This is a genomic window from Brevibacterium yomogidense (genome assembly GCF_900163715.1).
Taxonomy (GTDB): domain Bacteria; phylum Actinomycetota; class Actinomycetes; order Actinomycetales; family Brevibacteriaceae; genus Brevibacterium; species Brevibacterium yomogidense_A.
Genome location: NZ_FWFF01000002.1, coordinates 1 through 24,083 on the forward strand (window position 1 = coordinate 1; position 24,083 = coordinate 24,083).

The window sequence follows — 24,083 nt, forward strand, 5'->3', positions numbered from 1 at the left end:
GACCGTCGCACTGGCGGCGTGACTACAACCTGTCACCTATTCGTGCAGCAGTCCCTGTAATGTCTCTCGCACCAGTTCCACGTGAGGAAATCCGGGACGCGGCTGGTAGCATCCACTTAGCCGCTTCTCGCAGGTCCAAGGCCAGCGTGGATCCGGCGCCGCTATCGGACACGAGCGAGCGTAAGACAGGGGACATTCCCCATGGCGCCGCTGTTAAAATGAGGAGACCGATTGGACATCGACAGCGCAGTTATCGACGGAAAATCGATTCTGGTCACTGGCGGCTCCGGCTCGTTCGGCAGGCGTTTCATTGCAACCCTGCTCGAGCGGTTTGAACCCGCTCGCGTAGTTGTGTTCAGCCGGGACGAACTGAAGCAGTTCGAGATGCAGAATCTTGAGCCTTACAAGAGCCACGCTTCGGTAATGCGTTACTTCCTAGGTGACGTCCGGGATGAAGCGCGTCTTCGGAAGGCGATGGAGGACGTGGACATCGTCGTTCACGCTGCTGCCTTGAAGCAGGTTCCCGCAGCCGAATACAACCCTTTTGAAGCTGTCAAGACGAACGTCCACGGCGCTGAGAACGTCGTCAATGCGTCGATCGCACAGAATGTCTCGCGCGTCGTCGCTCTCAGCACAGATAAGGCCGCGGCGCCGATCAATCTCTACGGAGCCACAAAGTTGGCTTCCGATAAGATCTTCGCGACGGCTAACAGCCATAAGGGCAAGCGCGATATCACCTTCTCAGTTGTGCGGTACGGGAACGTACTTGGCTCGAGGGGATCCGTGGTTCCGTTCTTCCAGGAGCACGCGCGCCACGGTTATCTGCCCATCACACATGAGGAGATGACCCGGTTCAACATTACGTTGCAGATGGGCGTAGAGTTTGTTCTGCAAAGTCTTGCGCGACAGTGGGGGGGCGAGCTGTTTGTCCCGAAGATTCCGTCGTATCGACTTACAGACGTAGCCACTGCTGTTGCGCCTGGTCTCGAACAGCGAGTCGTTGGTATTCGTCCAGGCGAGAAGTTGCACGAGGAGATGATCACCTCGACCGACGCGATGTCCACCATCGAGTTCGACGAATATTATGTGATTCTTCCTGCCTACCAGGTGTGGGACGTAGATGACTTTATCGCGAACAGTGCGGAGTCTCCCGGAAAGCGCCGTGAGTATGGGTTCCAGTACAACAGCGGAACCAACGAGAGGTTCCTGACTGTGGACGAATTGCGGGACCAGATCGCGACGGAGCTATGAGCTCTGCAGCCTTCATCCCATACGGTCGGCAGATCATCGACGAGTCTGACATAGACGCGGTGGTTGCTACGCTGCGCAGTCCTTGGCTGACCACTGGCCCGCAGGTCGAAGCGTTCGAAGCGGAGTTCTCCACGTACGTGGCCGTGCGTAACGCGGTAGCCGTCGCCAACGGCACAGCGGCACTGCATTTGGCGATGCTAGCTGCCGGGATCGGTCCAGGGGATGAAGTGATTGTTCCGGCGATCACTTTTGTCGCAACAGCCAACGCGGCGCTGTATCTGGGCGCAGATGTTAAGTTCGCAGATATTGAGCCCGACACGTTTCTGCTCGACCCCCGATCAGCACGAAGTCTGATCTCGGACCGGACGAAGGCCATAGTCGCAGTTGACTACGCCGGTATGCCCTGCGATTACGCGAGCCTCAGAGCTCTCTCCGATGAGTTCGGGCTGATCCTTATTGGAGACGCGAGCCATGCTCCGGGTGCCGAGTTCGGCGGCTCCATGGTCGGCTCAATTGCCGATCTCACGACGTTCAGCTTCCATCCGGTGAAGCACCTTACAACAGGTGAGGGTGGGATGGTCACGACGGCTTCTGACGAGCTCGCCGCAAAACTGCGCATGCTGCGTGCGCATGGCGTCGCGACCGACTTTCGAAAGCGTGAGGCTGCCGGTACGTGGGAGTGGGACCAGGTTGAACTGGGCTACAACTATCGCATAGCAGATATAAACTGTGCGCTCGGCCGCAGTCAGTTGAAGAAGCAACATGAATGGGTTGAGTCACGCCGACAGATCGCTCAGCGATACCGGGATGCTTTGGCAGATGTTCCTCAGCTGTCCACTCAAGAGGAGCCTGCAGGACGTCGTAGCGCCTGGCATCTTTTCCCAGTGCGAATCACCGGCCCGGACTCAGCCGCCAAGCGTCGAAACGCGTTCACTTCGATGCGTAGCGATGGCATTGGCGTGAACGTCCATTACAGGCCAGTGTACTTGAACTCGTACTACGCTGGACTTGGTTACGAGGCGGGGCTGTGCCCCGTCTCGGAGGAAGTGTACGACGGACTGCTATCCCTCCCGATGTGGCCCGGTTTGGAATGGTCTGATCAGAGCCGAGTGATCGACTCTCTACGACGAGCACTAGACGTCGACAATTGAGGATCGTACGTGACTGATTGGATAGCGTTGATCCCTGCGCGAGGTGGCAGCAAGCGGATCCCCCGGAAGAACATCCGCGACTTCCATGGGGTCCCTGCTTTGGCTCGCGTCGTCGAGATGCTGCTGGCGAGCGGTGTGATTTCACGGGTCGTTGTTTCGACCGATGACGATGAGATTGCGCGTGTAGCAATTGCGGCGGGCGCCGACGTCCCGTTCATGCGACCAGCTGACCTTGCAGATTCATATACGGGAGCACGGCCGGTTATTCAGCATGCGATTCGAGAACTCGAAATGAGTGCTGAAACTGTAGTCGGTGTGTTCTACGCAACTGCAGTCCTGACAACGAAGCAAGACATCGAGCTGTCAGCAAAGTCGTTCGCCGCTGGAGAATGTGATTTTGTGCTGTCTGTCGCGGAGTACCCAGCTCCAGTGGAGCGAGCGCTAAAGGTCGGCAGCGATGAGTTTGTCGTGCCTCATGATTCTCGTCAGATAGCGACTCGGACTCAGGATCTGGAGCCCTCGTACTACGACCTCGGGCAGTTCTATTGGGGGACTGCCGGCGCGTGGCAGGCTGACACTCCCGTGGTCGCATCGCGATGCCGCGCGTATGCCGTGGACTCCTGGCGAGCAGTCGACATCGATACGCCCCGCGACTGGGACCGTGCAGAGCGGGTCTACAGGATGTTGTATGAACAGTGAGCGACATGTTCTTATTCGTGTAGATGCGGGTATGGGAATTGGCTTCGGTCATCTAACTCGCTGCTTATCCCTGTGCCGTCTGCTGATTGAGCTCGGGACGACGGTGACCGTTGCCACCCGTGCGGCGGCGCCAGAGATCCTTTCCCGGATCCTCAAAGCTGGAGCGTCGTTGCTTCAGCTTCCGGGCAGCACCGTTGCTGAGCGCGCTGACGGGCCTGTTTGGGGTGCTCAAAGACAGCGTGCGGATGCAGATGCAATCCTGGACTACGATCCGAATCGTCAATGGGACGCAGTTGTAGTCGACCATTATCAGTTGGACATCAATTGGGAGCAGTCTCTCGCGCATGCAACCAAGCGGCTTATCGCAATTGATGATCTCGCGAACAGACGACATTCTGTTCACGTCATCGTTGACCACAATTGGTATGGGCAAGGTACCAACGAGCGGTACTCAGGCCTTGTAGACGAGAACACTCAGATTCTACTGGGACCGCGTTATGCGATTCTAGACACCCGGTATGTGGCCCATCGACAAACGCGTGAACCGGTGCGAACCCCTCCAGAACGTGTGATGGTTAGTTTCGGTGGGACGGACGTAGGAAACCAGTCTGTTAAAGCAGTCCGGGCTCTGCTCGACTTTCCAACGATCAATGTCGAGGTGGTTCTCGGGACGCGGCGAGTCCTCAGTGATGAGCTGGGTGACGTCGTAAGGCACCCTCGCGTACGTCTCCACATAGCTCTTCCGAATTTGGCCGATCTGATGTCGACTGTCGACTTGGTTGTTGGCGCTGGCGGGACGGCCACCTGGGAACGGCTCTGTATGCGACTGCCGGCGATCGTTACAACTGTTAGTGAGAACCAATCCGGCGTAACGCGTGCGTTCCACCAAGCCGGGATCACCACCTGGCTAGGCACCGCCGATTCGGTTGGCGTCGCGGACTACCATGCCGCGATTACTTCAGCACTGGCCGGGGAGCTGCCGGCGCCGCCTCCGATCGTTGATGGGCACGGGGCGGCACGAGTCGCGTTGGCCATTCGACCTCCGGTTGAATCGGCATTAAAGGCTAGGGCCGCGACCTCGGCAGATCAGGCGTCGTTCGTGACTGCGGGCCAGCGCGGTGGGGCCGGTCCACCTGCCTGGGCCGAGGCAGGCCGGCTCTTCACCCAACGGATCGCGAGAGGCGACATAGTGGAGATTCTCGAGCTCGGGGACACCCCGGTCGGGACGCGGCATGTACACGAGGGTGCCGAATGTTTCGCACTTGACCAGTATGTGGACCGATATGCGACAATTCTGGAGGCTTCGTGAAGAAGGTGCTGATTCTTGGGGCGCTAGCTGGGCAGGTCGATGCAGTCGAGTCTTTGCGCCGGAGAAAGGTTGAAGTACACGTTTGTGCCCATGAGCCCACGGGACCAGGCGTAGAAGCTGCTGACAGATTTCACTTGGCAGACATTAGAGACACCGATCAAGTGCTTCGTTTGGCTGAGAAGATTGGTGCCGATGTCGTCTATTCGGTCGGATCAGACATAGCAATGCCAACCGTCGCTGAGGTAAGCGACAAACTGGGTCTTCCGTTCTTCCATAGTGAAGCCCTCACAGATACGCTTCGCAGGAAACAAGCGCTTCGAGAGCGGTTGAACGATGCTGGACTCAGCCCAGTGGCACACACAACTGTCGGAGCTGGTGAGCCAGTCCCGGAGTGGGATGTATTCCCTAGTATCGTGAAGCCTGTGGACGCGCAGGGCCAACGCGGAATCTCGGTGGTGCACACGACGAATGAGCTGGCGGACGCCGTGGAAGTTGCTCGCGATAGCTCGATTTCAGGTCCCGTTATTATCGAGGAGTTTCTTCAGGGGCCAGAAGTTTCGGCTCACGTTATCGTTGAGAACGGCCGCGTAAAGTTTTTCCTGCCATCGGACCGACACGTCTGGCAAGGTCCTCTAGTCGGGGTGCCCGAGGCACATAGCGTCCCGCTGGGAGACACAACGAGGGTTTGGGAGCTTCAGCTCCGGGAACTCGTCGAAGGTGTCGTGGCAACCCTTGGCGTCAATGATGGCCCACTATACTTTCAGACTATATTCACGAGCAACGGACCACGCATTATCGAGGTTGCTTCACGACTAGATGGTTGCCACCTCTGGCGGCTGATTAAGGCTTCCACCGGGATCGATATACTGGATGCAGTCCTCGGCAGGTTATTGGGAGACCCGTGGCCCGAGTTCCCTGATGAGCTGCGTCCAGCCGCGATGACTCTCGGATTCTTCTTAGACTCTCCTGATATTACCGTGACTGATGAATACGTCAGACTGGTGTCTCGTGCTGACGCCGAGTTTGCGCAGATCCAGGTGCCCATAGGAGAGTCGCCGCGACGGACAAACGAGCTCGTTGCGCGAGTGGGTTACCACGTCTACCCGGGGGTCTGACTATGAAGGTTGTCGTTACCGGCGCCTCTGGATACATCGGCCGGCATGTGGTTGACGCGCTATTGCAAATGGACGACATCCAACTCGCGGCACTTACTCGCCATGCGGGCACCGGTAACTTCCGCGACTTATGTACTGGCGAAATTGGTAGTTTGTCGGCGCATTTCAGCGGGGCAGACCACATTATCCATCTGGCTGGTCGGCTGGTTGATAAACCGGAAGCCGGAGTCACAGAGTACTTCAACGCCAACGTCAAGTTGACGGAAGATGTAGTCCTTGCGGCGGCGAGCGCAGGCACAAGGTCAGTCGTCCACGCTTCGAGCCGTCTGGTGTACCCCCGGACGCTGACTTCGCCGGCTGACGAGGTGCGCGATATCGCCCCGGATACCGCCTATGGAATCTCGAAGCGCTGGGCCGAGGAACTCGTGCAACACTACTCGTCCCGGTGCGGGTTCTCGGCTCTAAGCCTGCGCATAGCTCAGGTTACGGGTGGAGACCATCCTGGGCTGGGCGTCATCAATTCGTTCATCCGACAGGCTCGAGAACATCGCCGGATCACGGTGAATGGTAAAGGCGTTGCGTTGCGGGAGTTCGTCCACGTCGAGGATGTAGCTGACGCGATCGTTTCCGCGATCAAGTATCGAGGCCCCTGGCAAGGAATCAACGTCGGAGGTACGCGCGCAGTCTCGGTACGAGAGATTGCGGACATGGTTGCGAGGAGCAGCGCGCACCCGGAGTGTCTGGAAGTGCGGAGCGTTGCTGTAGCGGAAGAAGACACAAGTTGCTACGCACTGAAGCACGACCGTGCTAAGCAGATACTGCGATGGGAACCTCGATGGGCGCCAGATGACATCATCGCGAACGCGAATCAGGCCTGAAGACTGGGAGTTAGCATGAAAATTGGAAGCAGAATAATCGGCCGAGATCAGAAGCCTTACATAATTGCGGAAATGTCGGGAAATCACGAAGGGTCGTTGGAAACGGCTCTTAAGATAGTCGACGCGGCTGCTGATGCCGGTGCCGATGCTGTGAAGTTGCAGACGTACACCGCCGATTCTATGACCCTGGATATTGATCACCCGGACTTCGTGATAAACAATACTGATTCGCTCTGGTACGGCCGACGTATATATGACTTGTACGAAGAGGCACACACCCCGTGGGAATGGCACGAGCCTATCTTTAAGCGCGCTCGCGAGCGCGGAATTGAATGTTTCAGCTCCCCGTTCAGCAACGATGCGGTTGATTTTCTCGTCGACCTGGGTGCTCCTGCCCTGAAGATCGCATCTCTTGAGAGTGTGGATCTCGACCTCATCGCATACGCGGCTAGCTCGAAGCTGCCTCTGATCATCTCAACGGGTCTTGCGGAACAGTTTGAGATTGACGAAGCTATTAGTGCGGCGCGAGAGGGGGGTTGTGAAGAACTGGTCATCCTGAAGTGCACTAGTAGCTACCCAACGGACCCCTCGGAGTCGCACTTGCGCACGATTGCTGACATGCGAGATCGCTTCGAGGTGGAAGTGGGACTCTCCGATCACACACTGGGTATCGGCGTGCCGCTCGCAGCCATTGCCTACGGTGCAGTCATCGTCGAAAAGCACGTTACGTTGTCTCGCAATGACGGTGGCGTGGACTCAGCATTCTCGCTAGAACCGAATGAACTCAAGGCACTGGTGGAAGAGTCAGACCGGGCCCACCGCAGCGTGGGCGAGGTCCGCTATGGCCCGACACCGGGAGAGTCCGGAGCGTTGCTGCGCCGGCGTTCACTCTACTTCGTGGAGGATATCCCGGAGGGAACAGTCATCACTCGCGAGCACGTTCGTAGTATTCGGCCTAATAACGGGCTTGCACCGAAGCACCTCGAAGTTGTATTGGGTTCACGAGTCACAATGGACGTTGAACGCGGAACTCCAGTCAAGTGGCAGCACGTTGAAGACGAAGGACGAAAGAAGTAGCCATGAGCAAAAGTCGGGGAGAAGCTGAGAAGGAATCTCAGCCATCCGAGTCAGGTGTCTACAAAGAATTGTTGCAGACCGTCCACGCTGTGGTAAGGCGACCTGGGCAGATGCATCGCATTCTGCGTGATTCGGACCTGCGTCGGCGATTCGACCCTCGACTAGACGTATGGCAGACGCAGATAGATACATCCTACAAGAACAAAAACTGGGTAGAGACTATTCAACTTATACGTGCTGTGTTTCGTATAACGGGTGGCATGGACACTCCAGAGAATAGGCTGAAGTTAGTTTACTGCCACGCGCATCTGGGCCAGTTTAATGGTGTGGACTCGCGACTTGCGGCCGCTAGAAAGCGTTACCCTCAGAACGAGGCGATTGCTGAAGCGCAGGCGGAACGCTTCATGATGCTCGAGGAGTACTCTAAAGCACTCAAATTCTGGCAGAAGTCAGCTGAGTTGATGCAGAAAGACTCTACTGTCAACGGCACTGTTCGTGGCTTTCCACTCAGAGGTACCGTTTTCAGCTGGCACGAATTTGCCTGGAGTGAAATTGCGGAGAACTGGGAACAGCTGTGGAGGGCTGCCGGAGTTAAACCCACTGCCGTGACCTACCAGCGCACTATCCAGACTCTTGTGTCGACGGGTGAACTACCGCTTGCGGCCGAGCTGAGTCTCGCGGCCTTGGCACAGCACCCGAATTCATCGAAATTGTCTGTGCAAGCGAATGAAACAGTCTTGCGCAGATCCTCGGGTAAGGGATCTGCTGCGCTTATTGAGCTTCTGCGCCTCGGAGGAGACCCTGTAGGGGCGGACCGGATTCGGCGTGAGATCGCCAGTTCCGAGACGGTGAACGCGGATATTAGAAAGATCGGTTCGCCCGCACGGGACGAGTTCAGAATTCTTACGGTCTATCGTAATACGGGGGCAGATTTCTCCATCCGTAGTGGTAATTTCTGGGATGAACGCCGCATACATGAGATGGCTCTTCACCTCGCAAAGCGTGACAACTGGAGTGAGCAGACCGCCGAGACTGATCTTTTAAGCCAGCGAGCCTGGGCAGAAGCCACAAAGTTTGCTGCCCCGCGTGCGACTGCGGTTGGAGTAAACAGTTCTGCTTTAGCTAGGGCAGTGTTTCATTTCTTTAAACAGGAGCTGACGCAAAAGATACCTGTAGATCGAATCGCAGATGAAATAGCGCGAACGGGCAGCGAAGACCCTATTTATCTGGATCTCGGATCGCTTAAAATTCCATACATGGTAAGCTATCCATCCAGCCGGATGCAGACGCTGTATTTCTACTCGGCGTTGCGTAAGCGCGGATGCAACGTAACACTTGTGCGCTTCCCACGGAGGCCCGTACTTGAGAAGCAGGGTTTACTTCGTAAGTTGGAACCTCAACCGACGCCCATGCCGGCCGCAGTTTTTGTTCCGCAGCCAGCACAACTCAAGCCGCCATCGAGGCCGCTTAAGCCTGTAAAGGGTAATCCCGGAGCGATCGTGGTGCCTGCGGGGATCCGATCGGTATCCCAGGTTCTGTCTCGAGTCGGGGACGCGGTAGTAGTAAACTCGGGATCTGCTGTAAAGGGCTTAGCATACGACCGCAGTTCCGAACAGAATTGGGACTATGACGTTAATATTTCGATGCATAGCAAAGAGAAGGGTCTGCTTCCGACGTTCCGGATTCCTACAACTATCGTGCGGACTTGGCGCGAGAATGAAGGCAGGCTCTCGGGAACAGCTGCCGCTCCGTCCAACGTTGAGCCAATCCAAGCGTTTCTCTCTAGCGGAAAGTGGTCGACCGGCGATTGGCACAGCTGGATGGAGCGTGCGATTGTTCCGTACTTCCGTGATTTTGTGAAGCGTGTTCGGACAACGCTGCAAGACGAAGCAATCATGGATGTACACATCAGTGACTATCTATACGCGGAATCCGCGCTTATTGCCCAGAAGGTGAAGGACCGCGGAGGCAGAGTTCATGTATGGCCTCATTCGACGAATCCCGTCCACGTAGATTTTCACGATCCTGCGTACATCAAGTCTATTCACGCAGTTACCAGGAGCGGAGCCGCGTCGTGGCGCGAACGTTTTCCAAATGCTGAGGTCTCCCATGACTCGGAATTGATGTTGGCACCCCAGGTGACGCCGATACCGTTCAGGGACTCCTCGCCGATTTCTGTAGTCGTGATTGGCGGTCGGCCGGTGATGCGCAACCTCCCTATACTTGATATAGCGGCGCATGAATCGTTGTACCGAGAGTTCTTCAGCGGAATGGATGGTCTCGTCCAAGATGGGCGAATCAAGGTTTACTTTAAACCTCGTGGTAGAACAGGTGAGCATGAAGGCTGGCTTAAAACTGTCGTAGGACGCACAGCGAACTGGGGGTGTGTTCTTGAACACCCGTTGCGGATGAATCTCCCCAATCCGGTTTTTGTGTCCCTTTCGGTCGGTTCGTCCGCTTTGCTGGAGGGGACGATGAGAGGAATTCCAGGTTTTATTGTTCGAGAAGGCTTCGCGCGTGACTATCTCGCGACAGAAGAGGGCGTGTTCGACACTCTGACTGTCCCCGCTGCACTTGCACGCCTCAGGCGTTTCGGTGACGCTGGTGATTGGGAGAGCACCCGCGACCGTCAGATGGCTAGCCTTGCCAGTGACCTTGCAGGGCACCGGCACGCACGCTAGGCAGGTGCGTTCGTGTCAATGAGAGGAATAAATCAATGGTTGCCGAAAAAGGTTCTGGGAATCGGTCTCAATCGCTCGAGAGCCTCCGTGACCGGGTGGGCGAGCTGCGTGAACGAAGTAGCCAGATCAGTGATGAGCTAAGACTGCTTGTTGATAGCTTGAGGGTTAAGTCAATGAGGAGTGACGACCCTGAGGCGTTGGCGCTGTACCTCGAGGCGCTCGATCTGACCGGTGTTGACGATCTAACCCATCAAGACCTCGTAGCTGTCGCTCGTCACCATCGTCTTAAGATGATTCCACACTCGGACTCGTTCTGGCGTTCTATTGTTGTCCGCAGAAGAAAGAAGCAGCTGGGTCGTGTTCCGGAGAAGCGGCTAGGTTTGAATAAGCAGAAAGACGAACGGTTTGCGACTTTGACTGGTGTGTCGACGGTCGATACGCTGTTCAGGGGAAAGTTCAGTGATATTCCGCGGGATAATTTTCCTTCGGTCCTGAAGCCGGTAATTTCTTCGGGTTCTCGGGGTGCATTCTACATCTTCGAAGACGGGATCTTCTCGATTGCGGGAACGAGGCCCGTGGAGTCATGGTCAGAGCTAGAAGCTGTAGCCCGGCGCGAAGTTGGGGATCCGGAATCCACTGAATGGGAATTGCAGCGACTTGTTACATGGCAGGGCAGGCCGGCCCCCGATCTAAAGTTCTATTGCTTCTACGGCGAAATCGGCACTGTTCTGGAGGTTACGCGCCATCCAAGCCTTCACTACGCATACTTTGACGGCGGATTGAAGCCGATCGCATTCCGGTCAGATGTGAAGCCAAAGTTTGATGATCTTTCTTCGACATCGGTCCTCACCGGTGGATTAGACGAGGCGAAGCTGGATATCGTTCGCAGGTATTCTGCGGAAATTCCTGTCCCCTTTATGCGAATAGATTTCCTTAATTCGGATCGGGACTTGGTGTTCTGCGAGTTCTCTTCCGCTCCTGGCCTTTCCCATTCATTGCACCCGGAGCACGACGCAAGGCTTGGGGAGATGTATCATCGAGCGGAGATGCGCCTTACTGATGACCTGCTTGCAGGAAAACGGTTTGACGCTTTCATGAAGTATACTGGGCGGACTAGGGAAGAGTGACCGGCACGGGAGGTGCCCCATGGTAGCGGGGTCCGATTTCGCTGCGAGCGACGAGCTCGGTCGGTGCCTGGTGCGTGGACTGTCGCGCATTGCGACTGTTGCGGATGGCGCAAAGAATCACGACTACGTTGCAGCGCGTTCTATTTCATGGACGGATCTTGTTGGTATTATCGACCAGCGGTCGGGCCGCGTTCCGGCGTCGGAAGCGTTTCACTATTTTTTAAATCACATCGAGTCGGCTCCGTGCCGGTATTATAGGCTGGGGGCTGCAGATGGCACCTCTAGCGTCCTGGGCTACGCATATACCGCGAACAACCACCGAGAGTTTGCATTTCTTCAGAGATTGTTGGATGCGCACGAGATACCCATCAGCGTTGTTAATGTCTGCGCGGCTCCAAAGCGCAAAGTCATTGGCGTTTCAGGGGGAGTGCAGGAAGTTGTCGTTGCGGCGGTTCGAGCGCTGTTTGAGGGTCGCGAGGATCTTGCTCCTGGACTGCTGCAAGCAGTTTGTAAGTTTGCGACTAGTGTTCAAGGCGCTATTGTTACGTTGAGTAAGGCAAAGTCGCGGAAGTTTGTCGTAGCCAATGACCATTCACCTGCTCCCGTCGCATACGCTGCTGTAGCACGTGCTTTCGGCTCGTCTGTGATCTACGTGCAGCACGCTGAGGTTTCGAATATTTTTCCTCCGTTAGATTTTGACCTCAGCATTCTGCGCAGTCGGAATTCCGCTGAGGTTTATAAATCTATCGGAGCACCTCGTGGGCGAGTTGTGGTTGCAGCGCGTTCGAGTGGCTGGATTAACCCAGACGACATTAACGAGACACGTACTTGCTTGATAAACGCTGTTAAAGTGGCTTGTGTGATCTACCCCAGTAGTGTGGTTGAACTGTCTGAGCTGAAAGCTCTGGTGGCAGCTTTGAATGCGAACGATTCAGTGGTAAGTATCCAGCTTAAGCTTCATCCTAGATCGGAGCTAGAGGGTTCGAGTGTTTCTTCACTGAGTCTTGACGTGTTGGAGACGGCGCCGGACTTTCCGCACATCGCCGTATGCGGCAACTCGTCGATAGTCGCGGAATTGTTCGAACGGGGCAATTTGGTCTTTCAGTTTGATTCTTTAGATCGTATTGCGAAAGACTACTACGGATTCATTCGTGCAGGTCTTTCGGATGAACTGGTCCTTGGCGATGCTGGTGTGCGATTTTGGGCGCAGTCACATCCACTGAGCCAGAGTGAAATGTCCCGTGCTGCGGCCTTCGTTCCCCGGGTACGTGAGCCCGAGAACGTTGGTGCGTGGCACGATGTATCGAGCGCGTTGTCTGATTGCTTCGCGGTAGCCGACTTGTAGGACAGCGCGTGGGTTTTCGCTGTGAGGCATCTGTAAACGAAGTTTTGCCAACCGGAACGGACGTGACCTGTGTCTGCACTTTGGCCCACTTGCTTCAGCTCTGAGGTTGTCGCGCCGTCGATTGGTGGCAGCCTGTCCGGGCATGTGGTCGCATTGGAAGCTTGGCGGCGTGGCCTGGCCGTAACCTTTTTGGCCGGGAAAAATCGGCGGATGCGAATTGAATCGGCGGATGGCCGTGTCGTTCATTTTAGTTCGGCAAAGCCGTCTCTGACTAGAGCTAGCGCATTGCGGATAGCGAGAGAGAAGCACCTTACTAGCGCCGCATTAGCTGAGGGTGGTGTTCCCGCTCCAGAATCGCACTTCATACGTGCTTCGTCTGCGGATGTCTCCGATGTTGTTGAGGTTGCCGACAGGATCGGCTACCCGGTGGTCATCAAGCCGTCTGATGGCGGGGGCGGTATGGGCGTGTTCACTGGTATCCAGAGCGCCGACGAGTTGTGCGAGTACTACTCGTATCTGACGGAGAAGTTGGGTTTCTCGACTCTGGTCCTTGAATCTCACATCGTTGGTAGTGAAGAGTTGCGCGTCCTTGTGGTAGGCGACGTGATCGCGGCCGCATGCGCTCGTATTCCTGCGAACGTTGTCGGGGACGGCATCCTCTCGATACGTGAGCTCATTGATGCGAAGAACTTAGCTCGTTCCGCTAACCCGTTCTTGTCGAATGGACCGATCAAGCTGGACGTCGAACTTCTTGCGTTCGTTTCAAGGGCTGGCTACGAGCTGGATAGTGTGCTCCGTCAGGGCGAGCGATTGCAGTTGCGGGGGAAGGTTAACGCGGACTCTGGGGGCGATACTGTCGATGTGACGAGTAGCCTCCCAGATGAAGTAGCTAGGGTGTCGGTTGCGGCTGTTCGATGCATCCCAGGCCTGTTTGCCGCAGGAGTGGATATTCTATTAGCCAGGGATGACGAGGGCAATATTTCCAGGGATGATGAGGGCAATATTTGTGGCGTCACTGTTCTCGAGCTGAATGCGAATCCTCAGATTGCGGTAAACATGTATCCCTCTGAGGGCGCGGGGCAAGATGTTCCGAAGGTATGGATTGACCAGATATTTCCGGAATCGGTGCGCGCGGGTGCACCGGGCGAAGAGACCCTAACGTTTTCGTTGGATGCCCCGCTCGAGGCGCTGGAGACCGGGGTGGCAGACGCGGTAACATTGCGTCCTGTTCCTTCTAGTCGACTGCCTCACCGTACTGAGTATTGGTTCTCTTCGTCCGACACGTTGTCTGCGCGTCGTCGGCGGTTTCTTATTGGTTTGGCCTTGGAGAACGGTGTTTCCGGAGAGCTGGAGGCCTGCTCCGGTGGTGTGAGATTGAGGATTGCTGGGCCGAATGAATCTGGGTGTCGGCCGATCGTCCGGCGTGTTGCAAAGTGGCTTTCAGCGGATCTTACAGAGCCGAAGCCGTGGCGTGGTGTAGTGCGTTTGGGGTTCAGGGTTGATATTTGATTGGGGGTTGCTTCTCGTCTGTATTGCAGGTCTCTCTCGGACTCGCTGAGAGAAGTTCGGTCTCGAACGTCGGTGATGTAGTGAGGTGACAGGTGCTATTTTCCCGTGGGAGCGGGGGCGTTCGATCGCGTTCGCGTTGTCGATCTCGATCGTCGCATCCTAGCTGGCGTTTCTCCATTATGCGAATGCCCTGCTGGTTATTTTCGATGTGTCATTCGGGACTCGGTTAGTTGGGATCTAAGTGTCGTATTTGTCTGAAGAGTTGTTGCCCGGTTCTGAGGCGGGCACTGGAACTGGTGGGGCTGCTGATCCTGCTCCGCGTGTCGCGCGTAGCCGCGGAGTGTTTAAGATCGTGGCGGTCCTGGCGATAATGTGTTTGCTGTGTGCGGTGGCGATCGCTGGTTATGTTTTTCACCTCGGCAAGACCTTCGACGACACGTCGACTCAGCTGGGGCAGGATGAGGTATTTGCGTCTGCGCAGCCCGCAGCAGAGAACGGTGGCGGCAGAAACATTTTGCTTCTGGGTGCAGACTCGCGCGTTTCGGGTGTGGATTATTCCGGGGAGGGCCAGAGCAGCCGCAGCGACACGATGATGGTTATGCATATCGCAGACGACAGCAGTGGTGCCCAGATCATGTCGATCCCGCGCGACCTGTGGGTGCCCATCGAAGGGCGCGGTGAGGGCAAGATCAACGCGGCGATGAGCCACGGCGGGCTTCCGCTCGCCACTGAGACGGTCAGAGACTTCATCGACGCTCCGATCCATCATGTGGCGATCGTCGACTTCGCCGGCTTCCAGGCGCTGACGGACAGCGTCGGGGGAGTGGAGGTCGAATCCGATCAGGCGTTCGTGAGCAACGGGCATTCGTTCTCCGAGGGCACGAATCACCTAAACGGCGAAGAAGCACTGAGCTTCGTGCGGGCGCGCAAGAACTTTTCCGACGGCGACCTGCAGCGCGGCCGCAACCAGCAGGCATTCCTCAAGGGGCTCGTCGACAAGATTGTCTCCGCAGGCACCCTGAGCAACCCGACCAAGATCTCCGGCATGGTTCGGGACTTCTCGCCGTATATGACTGTGGACGACAGCCTGTCCGCATCGAAAATAGCCGGCATTGCCTACGACATGCGCAATGTGCGTACGGGGGACATCGAGTTCTTCTCTGCTCCGGTAGGCGGCACCGACCGTTCCGTGGACGGCCAGTCGATCGTCAAGGTGGATGAGGAGACCCTGTCAGAGATTCAGAAGGCGTTCGCCAATGACACTGTGGGCGACTACGCGGAGCAGGCGGACGACGCCCACCTGTGACAGCCGCGCAAGCGCCGGTGACGGAGTCTCTGTAGAGACTGAGGCTGAGATCAGTAGCCCATCTCTGCGAGTTTCGCGACGAACTCGCCGGGGCCGTCGGAGGTCAACGACTCTCGGAGCGCCGTGAGCACATCCGCTTCGAACGTGATGCGGACTGAGCCGTCCTCCTGGCGTTCGGAAGCCGCGGGTACCGTCACCGCGACGATATCCTTGCGCGTGAGGTCTCGCAGATCGTTCGCCAGCTGCGTGAGAACACCCGACGTGAGGCCTGGGTCCTTCTGACTCCCATCCACGGCATGCTCGAGCACTTGCACGAGCTGGCTGTTGTCCTTCGTGAGCTTGCGCACATCGAGCGTGTTCAGGAGTGCTCGCAGCACTGCGCGCTGATTGCGTGTCCTGGTCTGGCCGGCGTCATCGACGGGATTCGCAGCGGTGAATGCTCGTGCCGCAGCCCCGTCCAGTCGATTCGTCCCCTCGACGAAGTCGAAACCGTCCGCAGTGAACGCCGCACGGCTGTATGTGGCGAGGGGACCTACCGCGTCGATGATGCCGGAAAGAGCGTGTCCCGTGAGCTCGATGATGTGATCGATCCGTGTGCCGAGGAACTCTTCGACGATCGCCACCGCCACGGGATAGCCCGAATCATCGACGAGCTCGCGCAGCGTCGCGTTCGCCTCGATGATGATGTTCGGGTTGAACACCAGCACGGAGACGCTGTTCCGCGCGGCTGGTGCGTGAACGACCGTGAAGATGTCACCGTGGCCATCAGGCGTATTCGTGACACGCAGGAGGAGCGTGCGGGCGTCCGTGAGCTCCGGTCGGACCTCGTCCGGCGGGAAGAGGCTCTCTGCGGGCATGGCCCGGCTGGGGTCGTCGAACCGGGCCGCGAACTTCTTCGCGTCCTTGGCGGAGCCGAGCATCGAGAGCGCGGTACGGATCTTGGCCATCTGGGAGGCAACCCCTTCCAGAGTGAGAATGTTGGTCAGGAACTGAGACTACCGGAGCCGGGCCGTTCCGATGTCACATCTCGAATCCGCCGAACAGCACTGCCGCAAGGGCCAGACCCACGACCAGGTTCACCACCGTGGCCGCCGCGAAGACGACGACGGGCTTCCACCCGGCCTCCTTCGCGGACTGGACCTTGAATTCGAGCCCGATCGACACGAACGCCAGCGTCAGCGCCCACACCTGGATGTCCTTCGCCGCGTCCAGCCGGGGCTCCAGCACCTCCGGCGACATCGTCTGGCCCAGGATCGTCGCGACCACTGAGGCCGCGAGGAAGCCCAGCACGAACTTGGGGAAGCGGCCCCACAGCAGCTTCAGCGCCGCCGGGTCGGTGATCTTCTTCGGCGTGCCGGGGGAGGCGTCCGCTCCCACCTTGAACGCGAAGAACATCGTCAGCAGCACCGCGACGACACCCAGCAGAGCATTCTGCGTGACCTTGACGATGGAGGCGATCTGCAGCGGACCCTCGCCCGCCACCGCGCCCGCAGCGGTGACTGCAGCCGTCGTGTCGATGTTGCCGCCGATCCACGCACCTGTCACCGCGTCGGTCAGCCCCATGACATTCGCCAACCACGGCAGCAGGAAGATCGACGGCACCGCGAAGACGATGACGAGGGTGGCGGTGAACGCCAGCTGCTCCTTCTTCGCCTGCACTGCACCGGCCGCCGCGACCGCCGCGGAGACTCCGCACACCGCCAGAGACGTTGCGAGCAGGGCCCGCAGCTTGTCGTCGATGCCCAACCGGCCGGCGAGCCACCACGTGAAGAGGAAGACCGCGGTGATGAGCAGGCACGCCTGAACGACGGCGGGGCCGAACGCGCGGACGAAGATCGAGAAGTCGATCGTCGCGCCCAGCAGGACCAGGCCGACCTTGATGAAGAACTCCGTGCGGAACGCCGCGCTCATCCGGTCGCGCAGCCCCAGAGAGCTCAGCAGCGCGTTCGCCGCGAATCCCAGCACGATCGCGTAGACCGGGTACTCGATCGACTTCGCGACCCTGCCGAACCCGGTGCCGTCGGTGGCCTCCGGCACCCAGCCGACGAGGAACTGGACCAGCCATGCCAGCCCGACGACCATGACCAGACCGCCCACCGCCCAGCCGATACGCACGGTGGACGAGGGCGCAGCCGTCTGTGGGGCCTCGGCGGCGGGTGCCGCAGGCACAGGGGAGGCGACCTCGACGGTGGTGTCCTTCTCCGCAGCCGGGGCAGGGGAGCTGTCCGGCGGGGTCACGGGATCATCTCCGGGGTGAGGGCGCCCACCAGGCAGAGGGTGAAGATCACGAGTCCGACGATCGTCGCCGCCCAGTCCTCGCCGAGGGAGAACTTCTTGTGGTCGTCGGGTGACGACTCCGCGGGTTGAGGTGTGGTCTGCGTGCCGGAATCGGCGCTCATAGGGGTGCCTCTGCTGACGGGGAATCGACTGCGGCCGTGGCCGGCCATCGTCAGAGTATCCACTGGTGGCAGTGCAGGCACCGCCCGGGATACCGACGTCTAAGAGAGTTCACCGGTGCGTCACGCGGGGTATGCCGGGACTGACACAGCAGGCGTCCAGCAGCGTGCTGGGTGCTGATCTACGCTCGTGATGTGAAGATGACGCCTCCCCGCGATAGCGGGCTCTCCCAGGACCTCCAGAAGGAGGTCGCTCAGGCGAACCCGAAGAGACTCCACCGGTGGTTCGACGAGCTGGAGCGCGAGGGCTGCGTGGTGCTGCGTACCAGCTTCCTCAGGACCGTTGTGTATGCGCTGGGCGCGTGGGTGTTCGTCATCTTCATCACGGCGGGGTTCATCGTCCTGCCGGTGTCCACGTGGAACCCGTTCGCGGGCGATCGCGGGATCAGCGGGTGGATGCAGGCCGGGATGGGGCTGCTGTTCGTCGCCGGACTGATCCTGTTCGGGTTCGGTGCGCTGCTGTGGACGTTCGTCTTCCCGGTCGTGCGGCCGCGGATGATCGTCTCGCGGTGGGGGATCGAATCGATCGGTTCGAAGCCGGGTGGAGTGTTCACGCTGTTCGCCGTGGCATGGGCCGATGTGGTGCAGGTGGGTGGGCATTTCACGCCCACGCGGTGGCCGTTCCCGCCGGTCCTCCAGGTGATGCTCACTGCGCGGGCGGACGGTGTGCGCAGGGCGCGGTGGGCCCGCGTGCGCGCGCAGGGGACGACCGTGGTGCACGGGGTGAACACGATGCTGCGGGGCAGGCGCCGCGATGTGCTGGCGTTCCTGGTGCACGCGCACGCGGCTGCTCGGGATGCGGCGGAATCAGACGACGATCGTGGCTGAGCAGCTGCCGGGCTGGCAGCCCGGCCACACCCGCGACATGGAGAAGGCGCTGCGGAAGGTCGACCACCGTCGCGTGGGGGAGTGGCTGCGTGAGCTCGACATGCGGGGCCAGGTGGTGCTCCGTGCGAGTGCCGCCAAGGTCGGGCTTCTGGCGGTGGGGTCCTGGATCTTCCTCGTTGCGGTCGGCGGAGGACTCATCGCGAGGACAAATGGTCCGGTGGACCTCACAGACTGACGAGGAGCAGCGTCGCCAGCATCACGACGCCGGAGGCCACGAGGGTCATCGAGGTGTACCCGAGGATGTCCCGCATCTTCAGACCCGCGATCGCAAGCACCGGAAGTGCCCAGAACGGCTGGATCATGTTCGTCCACTGATCCCCGTAGGCCACCGCCATGATGGCGATCGACGGGTCGACGCCCATCTGCGCGGCAGCATCGACCATGATCGGTCCCTGCACGGCGAACTGGCCGCCGCCGGACGGGACAAAGAAATTCACCAGTCCCGCTGACAGGAAAGCGAGCATCCCGAACGTGGTGGGATTGGCGATCGAGACGAATGCATTGGAGAACACCTGGATGAGGCCGGTGGCCGACATGATCCCCAGGATGCCGGCGTAGAGGGGGAACTGCAGCAGGATCTCGCCGACGTTCGACGCGGCCTTCGCTGTCAGGTGGATGATCTCGAAGGGGTTGCGCACCAGGAGGAAGATCAGCGTGAGGAACGACCAGTTGACGATGTCCAGCGTCAGAGTGCCGCCGCTGGAGAAGTGGATCACCAGGTAGGCGGCGAGTGCCAGACCGACGACAGTCGTGAGGATTCGCGAAGAGTCGATCCTGTCGGCGGGAGTCTCCACGTCCTCGGCGCCCGGGTCGTACGGCTCCGAACCGACGTCGCGGGGCAGCTCGAGGACCGGAGCTCCCTTCTTGGGTGCGATGAGGAGGAACATCAGCGCCACGACGACGATGACCGCCGCGGCGGCAGCCAGGTTCCACCCCGTGAAGATCGTCTCCGTGACCGGAATGACCCGACCGACCGCCTCGTGCATGAACGAGTCCTCAGTGGCCGCAGTCAGCGGCCCGGACCCGGAGTAGCCCATGTGCCAGATGACGTACCCGGAGTAGCCGGCGGCCACGAGCAGCGGGAAATGCACCTTCATGCCGCGTTCGCGTGCCTGCACGGCGATCTCCCGGGCCAGCAGCACGCCGACGACCAGTCCCAGACCCCACGTGATGAGGCTCGCCAGCGCGGCGATGACGAAAACGAACATATAGCTGACGACCGGCGAGTTCGGGACCCGCGCCAGACGCACCAGCAGCTTCCGCACCGGGCCGGTGTTGGCGAGCATGTGACCCAGCAGCAGAATGAGCGCCATCTGGGTCATGAAGGCGAGCAGTCCCGACAGACCGTCGCCCCAGCCCTGGATGACCTCCACCGGACCGGAATCGGTGAGGATGAAGGCCAGAATGGCCACGATGATCGTCAGCACGATCGCGAACACCAGAGCGGAGGGGATCCACCGCTCAAGGAAGCGATTGAAGGGGCGCATGAGACCCCGTGAGGCCTGTGCGTTGGACGTCGATGTCTGCTGAGACATGGTGATCTCCTGAGGGTCGGCGGCTGCGGCGACGAAGGAAGCGGCATCAGGCGGGGAAGCGCCCCGGCCTGTGTTCTATGTGAGAAGTCTATGTGAGCTGACTGCGCACCCGGCATCGCCGGTGCGATGGGTAGGGTGAAGACGTGACTGCTTCGCCTACCTCGTGCCCCTGCGGCGGCTACCCGACCGGCACCTCGTACGCCGACTGCTGCGAGCCGGCACTGACCATGCAGGAGTGGCCGCCCACCGCGCAGCAGCTCATGCGCTCGCGCTACACAGCGCACGTGCGCGGCGATGCCGATCACCTGTTCCGCACGTGGCATCCGTCGACGCGGCCGGCCGACACCGACCCGGAGCCGGGTAACGAATGGACGGGGCTCACCGTGGAGGCCATCACAGCCGGCAGTGTGCAGGACGACGATGGGGTCGTCGAGTACACGGCCTACTACGTGAGTCAGGACGGCGAACCGAATGAGCTGCATGAGGTCGCGCGGTTCGTCCGGCGTGCCCGCAGGTGGATGTACGTAGGACCGGCAGATGTCGTCTGATTCGCTCGTTTCGTCCTACACAGTCGAACGCTAGGAGATCTCCATGTCCGTCACACCGTTCCTCATGTTCGAAGGCCGCGCGCAGGAAGCGATCGACCTGTACAGGGCGGTGCTGCCGAACGTCACCGTCGAGACTCTGCAGCCCATGCCGCCCGAGGTCGCCGAGCAGACGCATCAGGCCACCGGTCGCGAAGCGGTGGGCGGGGGCGGTCCGCTGGTGATGATGGCGGTGCTGGACATCGACGGGCTGAAGGTCCGCGTCAACGACACACCGATCCAGCACGACTTCACGTTCACACCGTCGATGTCGATGTTCTTCGAGACCACGGAGCCCGCGGCGTACCGTGGCGCGCTCGCTGGCCTGTCCGAGGACGGGCAGGTGCGGATGGAGGATCGCGATGACTACGGATTCGCGAAGCGCTTCGCATGGGTCGATGACCGGTTCGGGGTGAGCTGGCAGCTCGCACTCATGTGAGGCAGCAGCGACCAGGACGTCGACTCAGTCATCCTCGCGAAGCTGCTCCAGCCTCGCCTGCGCGCGATCGAGGCGGTCGTCGATCTGCATCTCCCACCAGGGATCGCCTCGCTCGCCCAGACCTTCCTTCGCCAGCTGCACCCGATCACGCGCTTGGCGCCGCTCTGCCTCGTTACGGGCGCGCCCGACGGCGGAGCGTGCGCGGCCCAGCGCTGCTGTGAGTTCCGCGTGCACGTCCGGTGCCAGAACGGGATCGGAAGCGCGCCACCTGCGCCCGTCGATCACGATGTAGCGACCGTCCGGAGTGAGAGCCACCCGCATCACACGATTCGAAGGACGGGCAGATGAGCACGCTCGCCGGCGCCACGGAGTAGACGCCGTCTGCGCAGCACAAGAAAGGGGTGTGCGGGGTGACCGCCTTGGCGATCACCCCACACACCCCTTCTTGATGATGGGCTCTCAGTCAGCCGTGAGGCTGGCTGCGTCCGCCTTGGTGAGTGTCGAGATCGACTGGCCCTTCGCGACGACCGCCTCCAGCAGTGCGGCAGGTGCGAAGTCCTCGCCCAAGCGCTCCTGGTAGCCGCGCAGCTTCTCCAGCACTGCCTCCGCACCCAGCTGCTCCGCGTAGAACATCGGGCCGCCCCGGTAGACGGGCCAGCCGTAGCCGTTGACGTAGACGACGTCGATGTCCGACGCCCTCTCCGCCATGCCCTCCTGCAGGATCTTGAAGCCCTCGTTGATCATCGGCAGGAGGGCCCGCTCGAGGATCTCCTCCTCGCTGATCTCACGCGGGGTGACGCCGGCCTTCGCCCGCTCGTCCTCCACGATCTGCGCTGTGATGGGGGAGGGAGTCGCCTTGCGGCTCTCGTCATAGTCGTAGAAGCCGGCACCGGTCTTCTGGCCGCGGCGATCCAGCTCGCACAGCGCGTCCTTGATCGGGTAGGCCGTCGGCTCGCCCTTGACCCAGCCGATGTCCAGGCCGGCCAGGTCGCTCATCTGGTACGTGCCCATGGGCAGGCCGAAGTTCGTGAGCGCACGGTCCACGTCCCACGGCATCGCGCCTTCCATCACCAGCTGCTCGGATGCGCGCGAGCGGGCGAAGAGGATGCGGTTGCCCACGAAGCCGGGGCACACGCCCACGAGCACGGCGATCTTGCCGATGGTGCGCGACAGTGCCATGACGGTTGCGATGACCTCCTTGGAGGTCTTCTCGCCGCGGACGTTCTCCAGCAGCTTCATGACGTTGGCGGGGGAGAAGAAGTGGGTGCCCACGACGTACTCCGGCCGCGAGGTGGCCGAGGCGATCTCGTCCACGTTCAGGGCGGAGGTGTTCGTGGCGAGGATCGCCCCGGGCTTGCAGATCCTGTCGAGCTGGGTGAAGACGTCCTTCTTCACGTCCATGCGCTCGAACACGGCTTCGATGACCATGTCGACGGTGGCGAGGTCGTCCATCGAGACGGAGCCGGTGATGAGGCCCATGCGCTCTTCGACCTGTGCGGTCGTGATGCGGCCCTTGGATGCGGTGCGCTCGTAGTTCTTGCGGATCGTGGCAAGGCCGCGGTCCAGCGCCTCCTGCTTCTGCTCCACGATCGTGACGGGGATGCCGGCGTTGACGAAGTTCATCGCGATGCCGCCGCCCATGGTGCCGGCACCGATGATGCCGACCGTGTTGACGGGGATCCGGGGTGTGTCAGCGGGGACGTCTGCGATCTTGCGGGCGGCGCGCTCGGCGAAGAAGTAGTAGCGCTGCGCGGCGGACTCCGAGCTGTTCAGGAGTGTCTGGAAGCGTGCCTGCTCTTCTGCCATGCCCTCGTCGAAGGGCAGCGTGACGGCCGCGCGGATGCATTCCACGATCTCTGTTGGTGCGATGAAGCCGCGGAACAGCTTGGGGTGCGACTCCACGAACTGGTCGAACAGCTCGGGGTTGTCGCGGTCGGCTGCGACCTTCTCGTCGAGGTCGCGGACGCGGGTGAGTGGGCCTCCCTTGTCGGCGATCTGCCGGGCGAAGTGGACGGCGGAGCCGCGCAGGTCGTCATCGGAGACGACTTCGTCGACGATTCCCAGGGCCAGGGCCTCGGCGGCGGGGACATGGCGACCGGAGGTGATGAGGTCCAGCGCGGTGGCGGCGCCGGTGAGGCGGGGCAGGCGCTGTGTGCCGCCACCGCCCGGGAGCAGACCCAGGTGGACCTCGGGCAGGCCGACCTTCGCCGAGGTCGTGGCGACTCGATAGTGCGCGCTCAGCGCGACTTCGAGGCCGCCGCCCAGCGCGGTGCCGTGGATGGCGGCGATGACGGGCTTGGGGGAGTCGTCGAGGACGGAGAAGATCGAGGCTCCCGTGTCCTTCGGGGCGTCGCTGCCGAACTCGGAGATGTCTGCGCCAGCGATGAATGTGCGGCCGGCGCAGATGAGCACGATGGCCTCTGCGGTGTCGTCGGCGTTGGCGGCGGCGAACGCGTCGCGCAGGCCGGTGCGTACTGCATGCGACAGTGCGTTCACTGGAGGGGAGTTCAGGGTGACGACCGCGATTCCCTCCTCAATCTCCAGAGTGACCACGTCATTGAAGTCCTTCATCTACTGTCCTCTCACATGGGGTGCTGCGGCTGACGTGCCGCGAGCGCGTATTTCATCGAATGTTTGTTCAGCAGTTCTAGTCTGCCCTGCTGTGACCCGATGTCAACGTGCTGTCTCATGCGAGAGTGCGAACTGCGCAGTGACGCAGTTCTTCGCTGTGGC

General features: G+C 60.0%; 22 protein-coding genes. 16 read left to right on the top strand and 6 right to left on the bottom strand.

What is annotated here, in order from left to right:
* The first annotated feature begins 231 nt into the window (after positions 1–231).
* The 12 genes from pseB to FM105_RS02610 all read left to right on the top strand — a co-directional run bounded on the left by pseB (position 232) and on the right by FM105_RS02610 (position 15,448).
* On the top strand, positions 232–1,251 hold the full coding sequence (pseB, locus tag FM105_RS02565) for a UDP-N-acetylglucosamine 4,6-dehydratase (inverting) (protein WP_256970175.1): 1,020 nt from the start codon (positions 232–234) through the stop codon (positions 1,249–1,251).
* Positions 1,248–2,402 (top strand): UDP-4-amino-4,6-dideoxy-N-acetyl-beta-L-altrosamine transaminase, encoded by a 1,155-nt coding sequence (gene pseC / locus FM105_RS02570; RefSeq protein WP_087004340.1) that lies wholly within the window; start codon positions 1,248–1,250, stop codon positions 2,400–2,402. The genes pseB and pseC overlap by 4 nt, the downstream gene beginning before the upstream one ends.
* Positions 2,403–2,411: 9 nt before the next feature.
* Entirely contained in the window at positions 2,412–3,101 is a 690-nt protein-coding gene (pseF, locus tag FM105_RS02575; RefSeq protein WP_087004343.1) for a pseudaminic acid cytidylyltransferase, read from the top strand.
* Positions 3,091–4,410, top strand: a complete 1,320-nt coding sequence (gene pseG, locus FM105_RS02580) for a UDP-2,4-diacetamido-2,4,6-trideoxy-beta-L-altropyranose hydrolase (RefSeq protein WP_179207031.1) — start codon at positions 3,091–3,093, stop codon at positions 4,408–4,410. The genes pseF and pseG overlap by 11 nt, the downstream gene beginning before the upstream one ends.
* Positions 4,407–5,525 carry an ATP-grasp domain-containing protein gene (locus tag FM105_RS02585; protein ID WP_143275791.1) on the top strand — a complete coding sequence of 373 codons (1,119 nt, stop codon included), beginning with the start codon at positions 4,407–4,409 and terminating at the stop codon, positions 5,523–5,525. The genes pseG and FM105_RS02585 overlap by 4 nt, the downstream gene beginning before the upstream one ends.
* Positions 5,526–5,527: 2 nt before the next feature.
* On the top strand, positions 5,528–6,403 hold the full coding sequence (locus FM105_RS02590; protein ID WP_087004349.1) for an NAD-dependent epimerase/dehydratase family protein: 876 nt from the start codon (positions 5,528–5,530) through the stop codon (positions 6,401–6,403).
* A 15-nt stretch (positions 6,404–6,418) separates the two neighbouring features.
* The gene (gene pseI, locus FM105_RS02595) at positions 6,419–7,480 is read left to right on the top strand and encodes a pseudaminic acid synthase (protein ID WP_179207032.1); all 1,062 of its coding nucleotides are present in this window, start codon (positions 6,419–6,421) and stop codon (positions 7,478–7,480) included.
* Between the two features lie 260 nt (positions 7,481–7,740).
* A complete protein-coding gene (locus tag FM105_RS14455; protein WP_143275792.1) occupies positions 7,741–10,161 on the top strand; it encodes a hypothetical protein in 2,421 nt (806 codons plus the stop codon).
* 35 nt (positions 10,162–10,196) lie between these two features.
* Complete coding sequence (locus FM105_RS02600; RefSeq protein WP_087004355.1) at positions 10,197–11,288, top strand: ATP-grasp fold amidoligase family protein; 1,092 nt, start codon at positions 10,197–10,199, stop codon at positions 11,286–11,288.
* A 19-nt stretch (positions 11,289–11,307) separates the two neighbouring features.
* Positions 11,308–12,633, top strand: a complete 1,326-nt coding sequence (locus FM105_RS14460) for a hypothetical protein (protein WP_143275793.1) — start codon at positions 11,308–11,310, stop codon at positions 12,631–12,633.
* A 210-nt stretch (positions 12,634–12,843) separates the two neighbouring features.
* Positions 12,844–14,142: an ATP-binding protein gene (locus FM105_RS02605; protein WP_087004358.1), complete on the top strand. Its 1,299-nt coding sequence runs from the start codon at positions 12,844–12,846 to the stop codon at positions 14,140–14,142.
* A gap of 388 nt (positions 14,143–14,530) precedes the next feature.
* Complete coding sequence (locus FM105_RS02610; RefSeq protein ID WP_256970177.1) at positions 14,531–15,448, top strand: LCP family protein; 918 nt, start codon at positions 14,531–14,533, stop codon at positions 15,446–15,448.
* 50 nt (positions 15,449–15,498) lie between these two features.
* Here FM105_RS02610 and FM105_RS02615 read toward each other — a convergent pair whose 3' ends face one another.
* The 3 genes from FM105_RS02615 to FM105_RS14635 all read right to left on the bottom strand — a co-directional run bounded on the left by FM105_RS02615 (position 15,499) and on the right by FM105_RS14635 (position 17,847).
* Positions 15,499–16,395: an LCP family glycopolymer transferase gene (locus tag FM105_RS02615; protein WP_087004362.1), complete on the bottom strand. Its 897-nt coding sequence runs from the start codon at positions 16,393–16,395 to the stop codon at positions 15,499–15,501.
* A gap of 73 nt (positions 16,396–16,468) precedes the next feature.
* Complete coding sequence (locus FM105_RS02620) at positions 16,469–17,686, bottom strand: YeiH family protein (RefSeq protein WP_256970178.1); 1,218 nt, start codon at positions 17,684–17,686, stop codon at positions 16,469–16,471.
* A complete protein-coding gene (locus FM105_RS14635; protein WP_179207034.1) occupies positions 17,683–17,847 on the bottom strand; it encodes a hypothetical protein in 165 nt (54 codons plus the stop codon). The genes FM105_RS02620 and FM105_RS14635 overlap by 4 nt, the downstream gene beginning before the upstream one ends.
* A 192-nt stretch (positions 17,848–18,039) precedes the next feature.
* Between FM105_RS14635 and FM105_RS02625 the strand changes: the two genes are divergently transcribed.
* Both FM105_RS02625 and FM105_RS02630 read left to right on the top strand, forming a co-directional pair.
* Positions 18,040–18,732 carry a hypothetical protein gene (locus FM105_RS02625; protein WP_143275795.1) on the top strand — a complete coding sequence of 231 codons (693 nt, stop codon included), beginning with the start codon at positions 18,040–18,042 and terminating at the stop codon, positions 18,730–18,732.
* Positions 18,725–18,967, top strand: a complete 243-nt coding sequence (locus tag FM105_RS02630; RefSeq protein ID WP_087004368.1) for a hypothetical protein — start codon at positions 18,725–18,727, stop codon at positions 18,965–18,967. Before FM105_RS02625 ends, FM105_RS02630 begins: the two co-directional genes overlap by 8 nt.
* On the opposite strand, the gene FM105_RS02635 is transcribed toward FM105_RS02630, so the two are convergent.
* Positions 18,957–20,327, bottom strand: coding sequence for a short-chain fatty acid transporter (locus tag FM105_RS02635; RefSeq protein ID WP_256970179.1), 1,371 nt, complete (start codon positions 20,325–20,327; stop codon positions 18,957–18,959). The genes FM105_RS02630 and FM105_RS02635 overlap by 11 nt on opposite strands.
* 143 nt (positions 20,328–20,470) lie before the next feature.
* On the opposite strand from FM105_RS02635, the gene FM105_RS02640 reads away from it, so the two are divergent.
* Both FM105_RS02640 and FM105_RS02645 read left to right on the top strand, forming a co-directional pair.
* Positions 20,471–20,875, top strand: coding sequence for a YchJ family protein (locus tag FM105_RS02640; protein ID WP_087004372.1), 405 nt, complete (start codon positions 20,471–20,473; stop codon positions 20,873–20,875).
* 43 nt (positions 20,876–20,918) lie between these two features.
* The gene (locus FM105_RS02645; protein WP_087004375.1) at positions 20,919–21,350 is read left to right on the top strand and encodes a VOC family protein; all 432 of its coding nucleotides are present in this window, start codon (positions 20,919–20,921) and stop codon (positions 21,348–21,350) included.
* 24 nt (positions 21,351–21,374) lie between these two features.
* On the opposite strand, the gene FM105_RS02650 is transcribed toward FM105_RS02645, so the two are convergent.
* Together FM105_RS02650 and FM105_RS02655 are read right to left on the bottom strand one after the other, a co-directional pair.
* Positions 21,375–21,671, bottom strand: a complete 297-nt coding sequence (locus FM105_RS02650) for a biopolymer transporter Tol (RefSeq protein WP_087004378.1) — start codon at positions 21,669–21,671, stop codon at positions 21,375–21,377.
* A 138-nt stretch (positions 21,672–21,809) separates the two neighbouring features.
* Positions 21,810–23,921 (bottom strand): 3-hydroxyacyl-CoA dehydrogenase NAD-binding domain-containing protein, encoded by a 2,112-nt coding sequence (locus tag FM105_RS02655; RefSeq protein WP_087004381.1) that lies wholly within the window; start codon positions 23,919–23,921, stop codon positions 21,810–21,812.
* Positions 23,922–24,083 lie beyond the last annotated feature (162 nt).

Coding starts and splice junctions, on each gene's coding strand:
- FM105_RS14455 (WP_143275792.1), top strand. CDS start 7,741: ATGGACACTCCAGAGAATAGGCTGAAGTTAGTTTACTGCCACGCGCAT.
- FM105_RS02605 (WP_087004358.1), top strand. CDS start 12,844: ATGCGAATTGAATCGGCGGATGGCCGTGTCGTTCATTTTAGTTCGGCA.
- FM105_RS02635 (WP_256970179.1), bottom strand. CDS start 20,327: ATGTCTCAGCAGACATCGACGTCCAACGCACAGGCCTCACGGGGTCTC.
- FM105_RS02650 (WP_087004378.1), bottom strand. CDS start 21,671: ATGCGGGTGGCTCTCACTCCGGACGGTCGCTACATCGTGATCGACGGG.
- FM105_RS14460 (WP_143275793.1), top strand. CDS start 11,308: ATGGTAGCGGGGTCCGATTTCGCTGCGAGCGACGAGCTCGGTCGGTGC.
- pseI (WP_179207032.1), top strand. CDS start 6,419: ATGAAAATTGGAAGCAGAATAATCGGCCGAGATCAGAAGCCTTACATA.
- FM105_RS14635 (WP_179207034.1), bottom strand. CDS start 17,847: ATGAGCGCCGATTCCGGCACGCAGACCACACCTCAACCCGCGGAGTCG.
- pseG (WP_179207031.1), top strand. CDS start 3,091: ATGAACAGTGAGCGACATGTTCTTATTCGTGTAGATGCGGGTATGGGA.
- FM105_RS02615 (WP_087004362.1), bottom strand. CDS start 16,395: ATGGCCAAGATCCGTACCGCGCTCTCGATGCTCGGCTCCGCCAAGGAC.
- FM105_RS02645 (WP_087004375.1), top strand. CDS start 20,919: ATGTCCGTCACACCGTTCCTCATGTTCGAAGGCCGCGCGCAGGAAGCG.
- pseC (WP_087004340.1), top strand. CDS start 1,248: ATGAGCTCTGCAGCCTTCATCCCATACGGTCGGCAGATCATCGACGAG.
- FM105_RS02655 (WP_087004381.1), bottom strand. CDS start 23,921: ATGAAGGACTTCAATGACGTGGTCACTCTGGAGATTGAGGAGGGAATC.
- FM105_RS02600 (WP_087004355.1), top strand. CDS start 10,197: ATGGTTGCCGAAAAAGGTTCTGGGAATCGGTCTCAATCGCTCGAGAGC.
- FM105_RS02590 (WP_087004349.1), top strand. CDS start 5,528: ATGAAGGTTGTCGTTACCGGCGCCTCTGGATACATCGGCCGGCATGTG.